The organism is Rheinheimera sp., from assembly GCF_036782235.1.
Lineage (GTDB): Bacteria > Pseudomonadota > Gammaproteobacteria > Enterobacterales > Alteromonadaceae > Pararheinheimera.
On sequence record NZ_DAIPZL010000030.1, the window covers coordinates 1 to 6,271 of the forward strand.

Below are 6,271 nucleotides of genomic sequence, written 5' to 3' on the forward strand. Positions count from 1 at the left end.
TTGGAGCGGGCAGCGGGAATCGAACCCGCATCATCAGCTTGGAAGGCTGAGGTAATAGCCATTATACGATGCCCGCGGCCTACTCGTAGCTATTCTTCCTGACGAAGAGATGGTGGAGGGGGAAGGATTCGAACCTTCGAAGGCAGTGCCGGCAGATTTACAGTCTGATCCCTTTGGCCACTCGGGAACCCCTCCACTAATGGTGCCGCTTATCCGAGTCGAACGGATGACCTACTGATTACAAGTCAGTTGCTCTACCAACTGAGCTAAAGCGGCTACGTCAGTGGGTGCGAATTCTAGTGGAATGATTTGGGTGGTGCAACTCTAAAACTGAAAAAAAGCCAGATTTTTACACTGAATGCTCAATAGATCGCCAAAACCGGCATTATTCAATAACAAAAGCGGGAATATCAGCCTGTTGCACCAGGGATAACTAACCAAAATCAGCCTTTGAGCAGTTTTTATCGATATAAAGGCTTAAACCACGAAAAATTAATAAAGGATCAAGTTCACATTGTTCAGCCTGTAAATGGGGCACTAACAAAGGCGCATCACCGCCTGTTAACACTATTTGCTGTAGCTGTTGCATCTGAACCGCCTGCTTCACTACAGCAACTGCGGCCGCCAGGCAACCATTTTGCAGGCAACTACTGGTATCAGTACCTATTGCAACTTCGGCATGTTGCATACTGTTATTAAATACTTTGGCGGTGTGTCCAATCACTGCCTGCTGTTGTAAACGAAACCCCGGAATGATCCAGCCCCCCAGATGCTGACCATCGGCACCAACCCAATCGAGCGTTAATGCAGTACCGGCATCAATGACCAGTAAATCCTGTGCCGGATACAATTCTTTAGCGCCAAGCATGGCCAGCCAGCGGTCAACCCCCAACAAAGCAGGCTGTTGATATTGATTTTTTAAGCCGTTTTTTTCTGCTTCACTGCGAATCAGGCACCAGCTTTGGCTGAGCAAGCCGCTTTCCTGCCGCACCTGCTCGATGCGCTCAGCTGCAGCAACCGACGCACAAAACACCGCGTCTATGGCATAAGATTGCAAAAACTCAGCCTGATGGCCGCTTAATAGCGTCAGTATCCCAGCCTGATGTAACACGGCTTTTGTTCTGCTATTGCCTATATCTAACAAAAGCTCAGCCACCTGTCTCACTCCTTAAACTCAGCTCACCACCATAATAACTCTGGCACTGCCCGCCTTGTTCAAGCAGTAATCCGCCCTGAGGATCAACACCGGCACAACGGCCGACGATCCTACGCTCGCCGCTACTGAGGCATACCATCTGCCCGATATAATGGTCACGCCGGTTAAACTCTGCCACAAAGGGGGCAAAACCCGACAATTCAAATTGCTGCAGATGCTTCACTATACTCTGTTGCAACAGGGCAATCAGTTGATTGCGGTTTACCGGCTCGCTGACATGCTGCTGCAAATCAGTCCAGGCCTGGTCAATCTCGGCCCGCGCAGTTTCCGGCATGCGGATATTCAGCCCCAGCCCTATCACCAAATCACACTGCGCATGGCTCTGCCCAACCAACTCAATCAAAATACCGGCCAGTTTTTGCTGCTGCAGATAAATATCATTAGGCCACTTCAGGCTGACTGCTAACTGATATTGCTGCTCCAGCGCTTCAGCAACTGCAATACCAATCACTAAACTCAGCCCCATAGCAGCCTGAATGCCCTGCTCCAGCTGCCAGTACATTGAATAATATAGGTTACTGCCAAAAGGAGAAAACCAGCTGTTGCCGCGTCGGCCTCTGCCTGCTGTTTGGGCTTCCGCCACCAACACAGCACCTTTGGCCAGCTTCTGACCATCCTGCAACTTTTTCATCAGCTGACTGTTGGTTGAGTCGGTAACATGCTGCAATAAAATACCCGGCATGCCGGCTTGCTGATAATGTTTGATCTGCAGGGCGTCTAATAGCTGCAATGGCGCAGCCAGCCGATAACCCTGGCCTTTAATCGAGTAAATATCCAGACCAAACTGCTGTAACTGATGAATATGTTTAGCAATGGCGGCCCTGCTGATCCCCGCTGCTGCGGCCAGAGTTTCACCTGAATAGAGTTTTCCGTCAGCCAATTGCAGGATCAACTGCCGTTGTAATGCCAGACTTTGCGGCAAAGTTTTAGTCATGATGACGCAATAACCTGACTTCAGGCTCCAGTTGAACACCAAATCTGGCAAACACAGTTTGTTGAATCAGCGTAATCAACTGCAGCAACTCCGCAGCAGTGCCGTTATTGTGATTCACCAGCACCAGCGGTTGCTGCTGATAACAAGCCACTCCACCCAGCTGATAACCTTTTAACCCAACCTGTTCAATCAGCCAGGCAGCGGCCAGCTTCACCTGTTGCTGGGGCTGAGGATAATGTGGCATTACAGGATATTGCTGGTAAAGCTGTTGGAAAAAAGCAGCAGGCACTACCGGGTTTTTAAAAAAACTGCCGCAATTGGGCAAAATAGCAGGATCAGGTAGTTTTTTTTGCCGCACAGCAATCACTGCATTCATCACATCTGCTAGAGAGGCCTGGGCAGTTAAATGATCCAGACCATGGTAATTAAGCTTCGGACTACCATGACGCTGTAAGCAAAAACCGACGGCGACAATGACGCCTTTACCGGCTAGCTGTTGTTTAAAAATGCTGTCACGATAGCCAAACTGACACTCGGCCGCTGTTAAACGTTGCACTTGCCGGCTTTGCCAGTGGAAAAAATCAACATAACTGCAGGTATCGGCAAGTTCGGCACCATAAGCGCCAATATTCTGCACTGGCGCCGCACCAACAGAACCTGGGATCAAAGCCAGGTTTTCCAGCCCCCACCAGCCTTGCGCTACACTCCAGGTCACCAGCTGATGCCAGTTATGGCCTGCCTCCACATGCAAATGTAGTTGGTCACCCTTAACTTCCAGCTGACGGCCGGCAGCCACATAACGCAGAATTTCACCAGGCCAGTCTGACAGGAAAATACTGTTACTGCCTTCGCCTAATAACAGTGGCAGTTGTTGCGGTTGATAATGCTGCAACTCCGCTAAAGACGACAGTACTGTGACTTTTGCTAAGGTTGCCGCAAGGCGAAATGTAGAATAGTGCCGGGCGTCTTGCGCCAAAAGCTGCTGCATACCAAATCCACTGCCGTAAAAAGCGCTATTGTAATAAATTGCAGCTCTTTGCAGAAGCGTTAATCCGGTTTGCAGCTTAAAGCCAGGCTTTTAACATCGCCACCACACTACGCCCCAAAGCACTTAAGGCATAACCACCTTCCAGACAGGCAACAATACGGCCATCACAATGACGATTGGCCAGCGCCTTCAGTGCTGCCGCTATCCATTGATAGTCACTTTCGCGCCATCTTAAATGCGCCATCTCATCTTCATAATGTGCATCAAAACCGGCAGAAATGAATATTAGTTGTGGTGAAAAGGCCTCAATGGCCGGTAACCACTGTTGTTCTGCCAACTGACGGAACAGACTGCCGTCTGAGCCACCACTCAGCGGCATTTTCAGCATGTGTTCACTGCTGCCAGGCTCAGTAAAAGGATAAAATGGATGTTCAAAAGATGAGCAAAAAAGCACTCTGTGGTCATCTTTAAAAATTTGTTCAGTGCCATTGCCGTGGTGAACGTCAAAATCAACAATCACAATACGTTGCAGTCCATAATGCTGCATGGCATAAGCAGCAGCCACTGCGATATTGTTAAACAGACAAAACCCCATAGCCTGGGCTCGTTCTGCATGGTGACCGGGCGGACGAATGGCACAAAAAGCCTGTTGATCCCGCCCTTGCATCACCAGGTCAACCGCATTGATCGCCGCCCCGGCTGCATAGCGGGCAGCTGTGACCGATTTATTCATGATGGCCGTGTCGTCATCCAGCCATACCAGTCCCTGTGCGGGTTGTTTAGCTACCACATCAGCAACATAAGCCGCATCATGCGCCAATGATAATTGGGCATCACTGGCGGCGGTGCTGTCTTTATGCTGCAGTACATACTCCAGACCTGAACTTAAAATCTGATCAAAAATGGCATGCAGCCGGGCCGGAGCTTCGGGGTGATCAGCACCAAGATTATGCTGCGAACATGCGGGGTGGCTGAATACAGTAACTGTCATAATCTTTACTCAGTCTGTAGTTTTAATTGTAAATTCACTTCATCGGGCTCTTCAGAGCGCATCCGTTTAAAGCCAGCTTTTTCAAACACTGTCAGCATGGCTTTGTTTTCCGCGCGCACATAAGCCGTCATCGTCTGAATACCGCGCTGACGGGCGATGGCAATCATCTCCTGCAACAGAATTTTTGCCATCCCTTTGCCCTGATGCCGCTCCCGGGTGACAAAAGCCACTTCACAGCTGTTATTGCTTTCGATCAGGTAATAGCGGCCAACCGCCTGGATCTCCAGCACCGAGCCTTGCTGTTTCACAATGCATAATGCTAAGTCTCTGGATTGATCCACACTAACCAATACACTGGATTTTTCACGCGACATTTGTTTCGGGTGATGGTTGTAACGAAGCAGCAGTGTTTCTTTGGTGTGAGAGTAAAAGAACTCCTGCAAACGCCGCTCATCGGCCGGGTTGAGTGGCCGCAAATCAAAACTTTCGCCGTCGATTTTCAGAATTTTCAGGCCAACGCCCCCTAGCTCGGGCACATCAACAGGCGTCTGGATTTGATAATTAGGCACCCAATAATGCTTACGCACTTCGGCCAGTAATTCAGCACGAAATTTTGGGTGGGCAACCCGGATAAGCTCCAGCGCCCGTTCTCTGATACTTTTGCCTCGAAGCGCAGCTACACCATATTCGGTGACCACATAATGCACATGACCACGGGAAGTAACCACGCCGCTCCCTTCGGCGATATGTGGTACAATCCGCGAAATTGTGCCATTTTTCGCCGTAGATGGCAGCGCAATAATAGGTTTTCCGCCTTTGCTCATTGAGGCGCCCCGGCTGAAATCGACCTGGCCGCCAATACCGCTGTAAAACTGATAACCAATAGAATCAGATACCACCTGACCTGTTAAATCCACTTCAATAGCACCGTTTATCACCACCATATTGTCATTTCGGGCAATATTGGTTGGAGAATTGACGTACTCACTGGGATAAAACTCCACATGGGGGTTTTGATTCACAAAATCATAGAGTTGTTGTGTACCCAGGCAAAAACTGGTGACGGTTTTGCCCGGATGAAAGGTCTTTTGGCTGTTGTTTATGACCCCTTTGCGCATTAAATCGATAATGCCATCGGAAATCATCTCACTGTGAATACCAAGATTTTTATGGTTGCCAAGATACCGTAGCACTGCTTCCGGAATTTTGCCGGTGCCAATCTGCAAAGTAGCACCGTCTTCAATCAGCATCGACACATACTGGCCAATACGCTCAATACGCTGCTCAAACTGCGGTGGCGGAACTTCCGGTAAAGGCTGGGCAACTTCAATATAAGCATCAATTTTACTTTGATGAATATAAGCATGGCCGCTGGTTCGCGGCATCAGTGGATTGTATTGTGCTATGACTTTTTTTGCGTATTTTACTGCCGAAGACACCACATCCACCGACACACCGAGCGAACAATAACCATATTCATCCGGCGGGCTTAACATCACCAGGGCAGCATCAAGCGGTAAAATATTGCTGCTGAATAAGGTGGGGATCTCAGACAAGAAACAGGGGGTATAGTCGGCACGCCCTTCAGCCACAGCTTGCCGGACTTTATCGCCACTGATAAATAACGCATTGACTTTAAACAAGTCTTTGTATTTTTCGTCGACCCATTTGTTATCAGAAATGGTTTGGATTTGCACAACCTCTATATCATGCAGCTGATTGGCATTTGTGATCAGGTCATCAATCAGCGCATTTGGCACAGCCGCATTGGAGCCGATAAAAATACGGTTGCCGGATTGTAATAATGTGGACCAGTCCAGGCCCTTTGTCGGTGCGTTCATATAAGTAACTTCCAGGTTAAGTTACGTGAGTATGCGCCTTCTAGCTGAATATTTATTGATCTGGCTAAAGCTGATCAAAACCAACATGCTGCCGCAATAATATCGTGATGTTTATAAGATAAATATTCGACTAAAGGCGAGAATAACAGCAACTGCGAAGTTGTTGGTGTTGCGGCAACTGACTGGTTCACCTGCAAAAGGGCTGGAGTTGGGATTTTTGTTGGATTGATGGGGATTATTAGCTTGATTGGGAGCCTTAATGCCCTTCGCAGAGCTCGGGCCGTTCAGCCGGAGGACTGCA

The 6,271-nt window shown here is 48.9% G+C and carries 6 protein-coding genes and 3 tRNA genes; all 9 read right to left on the reverse strand.

Annotation, left to right across the window (positions count from 1 at the left end; translation table 11 throughout):
• Window position 1: 1 nt before the first annotated feature.
• Window positions 2-76, reverse strand: a tRNA-Gly gene (locus V7P87_RS16655).
• A gap of 34 nt (window positions 77-110) precedes the next feature.
• A tRNA-Tyr gene (locus V7P87_RS16660) sits at window positions 111-195 on the reverse strand.
• Window positions 196-200: 5 nt separating this feature from the next.
• A tRNA-Thr gene (locus V7P87_RS16665) sits at window positions 201-276 on the reverse strand.
• 157 nt (window positions 277-433) lie between these two features.
• A complete protein-coding gene (locus V7P87_RS16670) occupies window positions 434-1,156 on the reverse strand; it encodes a type III pantothenate kinase (RefSeq protein ID WP_333798438.1) in 723 nt (240 codons plus the stop codon).
• Window positions 1,149-2,150 (reverse strand): bifunctional biotin--[acetyl-CoA-carboxylase] ligase/biotin operon repressor BirA, encoded by a 1,002-nt coding sequence (gene birA / locus V7P87_RS16675; RefSeq protein WP_333798439.1) that lies wholly within the window; start codon window positions 2,148-2,150, stop codon window positions 1,149-1,151. The genes V7P87_RS16670 and birA overlap by 8 nt, the downstream gene beginning before the upstream one ends.
• Window positions 2,143-3,138 (reverse strand): UDP-N-acetylmuramate dehydrogenase, encoded by a 996-nt coding sequence (gene murB, locus V7P87_RS16680; protein ID WP_333798440.1) that lies wholly within the window; start codon window positions 3,136-3,138, stop codon window positions 2,143-2,145. Before murB ends, birA begins: the two co-directional genes overlap by 8 nt.
• 76 nt (window positions 3,139-3,214) lie before the next feature.
• Window positions 3,215-4,129, reverse strand: a complete 915-nt coding sequence (locus tag V7P87_RS16685) for a histone deacetylase family protein (protein WP_333798441.1) — start codon at window positions 4,127-4,129, stop codon at window positions 3,215-3,217.
• A 5-nt stretch (window positions 4,130-4,134) separates the two neighbouring features.
• Window positions 4,135-5,970 (reverse strand): GNAT family N-acetyltransferase, encoded by a 1,836-nt coding sequence (locus tag V7P87_RS16690; protein ID WP_333798442.1) that lies wholly within the window; start codon window positions 5,968-5,970, stop codon window positions 4,135-4,137.
• Between the two features lie 111 nt (window positions 5,971-6,081).
• A partial coding sequence (locus V7P87_RS16695) for a hypothetical protein (RefSeq protein ID WP_333798443.1) occupies window positions 6,082-6,271 on the reverse strand: 190 nt, incomplete at its 5' end.

Coding starts and splice junctions, on each gene's coding strand:
- V7P87_RS16685 (WP_333798441.1), bottom strand. CDS start 4,129: ATGACAGTTACTGTATTCAGCCACCCCGCATGTTCGCAGCATAATCTT.
- murB (WP_333798440.1), bottom strand. CDS start 3,138: ATGCAGCAGCTTTTGGCGCAAGACGCCCGGCACTATTCTACATTTCGC.
- birA (WP_333798439.1), bottom strand. CDS start 2,150: ATGACTAAAACTTTGCCGCAAAGTCTGGCATTACAACGGCAGTTGATC.
- V7P87_RS16690 (WP_333798442.1), bottom strand. CDS start 5,970: ATGAACGCACCGACAAAGGGCCTGGACTGGTCCACATTATTACAATCC.